2 protein-coding genes are annotated in these 1,251 nt (G+C 37.4%); both read right to left on the bottom strand.

Annotation, left to right across the window (positions count from 1 at the left end; genetic code table 11):
• The coding region (locus tag CLRAG_RS17025; protein ID WP_065079507.1) for a B12-binding domain-containing protein at window positions 1-480 on the bottom strand (480 nt) is incomplete at its 3' end.
• A 27-nt stretch (window positions 481-507) separates the two neighbouring features.
• The coding region (locus tag CLRAG_RS17020; RefSeq protein WP_065079506.1) for a methyltetrahydrofolate cobalamin methyltransferase at window positions 508-1,251 on the bottom strand (744 nt) is incomplete at its 5' end.

Genomic DNA, 1,251 nt, shown 5'->3' with positions numbered 1-1,251 from the left:
AACTGTTTTCTTCAAAGCTGCCATTGTTGTAGTAAGAAGTGCTGAACATGCTACTATTTTTACATTTTCATTTGCCTTAACTGCTTCAACGAATTTATCAGCAGGTACATCTACACCAAGGTCTACCATTTTGAATCCAGTACTTTCCATCATCATTGAAACCAGATTTTTCCCAATATCATGTAAATCGCCTGCAACTGTTCCAATAATACATGTGCCTAAAGAAGTTGAAGCCCCGCTTGCAAGATGAGGTTTAAGCACTTCTACACCTCTTGACATTGCTTTTGCTGCTATTAACATTTCAGGTACGAATATTTCTCCTGTGGAGAATTTATCTCCTACAACACCCATTGAGTCAATCATAGCCTGAAGTATATCTTCTGCTTTGCTTCCCTCATCTAGTGCTTCCTGCACCAATCCTTTAATAAGTTTAGTTTTACCTGCCTCTAAATTAACTTTTACTTCTTCAATTTTAGACATTACTTTTTCCTCCTTATTGTTTTATAATTATTTCTTTTTACCAAATATTCCTTCTCTGTATGCTCTAATATATTCCATGCAGTACTCGTCTTCACCTAATAGTGCTTCTGTTGCAAACAACATCCCTATTAAATCCTGATTTAATGGATCAAGAATAAAGCTGTCCATTCCTGCATTCATAGCCAATACTGCAAATGCCTGATTTACAATTTTCCTGGCTGGAATATTAAAGGAGATATTACTAACAGCTCCAACAACATGAATCGTAGGATACAATTCTTTGATTTTCTTCATAACTTCGGTTACCATTGTAATCCCTTCTTCTGATGTACACAGCATTTCAATCAAGGGATCAATATGCATTCTGGACGGATCAATGTTGTATTCTTTTACTTTTGCCATTAACTCTGCAAATACATCCAAACGGTCTTTAGCAGTCTTTGGGATTCCTTTGTCGCTGTTCAAGAGAGCAACACACTCCCATTTTGTATCAGCTATTGCAGGGAATGCTACATCAATCTTGTCCCCTTCCATTGACACGGAATTGAAAAGGCCTGGCTTCTTACAGTATTTCATGGCTTCTACGCATGTGTGGGGATTAGGACTATCCACTGCAATAGGCACATCGGTTGCATCCTGTACGATGTCTATAAGCCATTTCATTGTTTCCAGTTCGATATCATCATCCACTGAAGCACAAACATCAATAAAATCTGCACCTGCTTCTGTTTGCTTTATTGCAAGATTTCTTATAAATTCTGCATCTTTTGC

This window comes from Clostridium ragsdalei P11, from assembly GCF_001675165.1.
Classification (GTDB): Bacteria; Bacillota; Clostridia; order Clostridiales; family Clostridiaceae; genus Clostridium_B; species Clostridium_B ragsdalei.
This window is presented reverse-complemented; position numbering and strand designations above follow the sequence as displayed.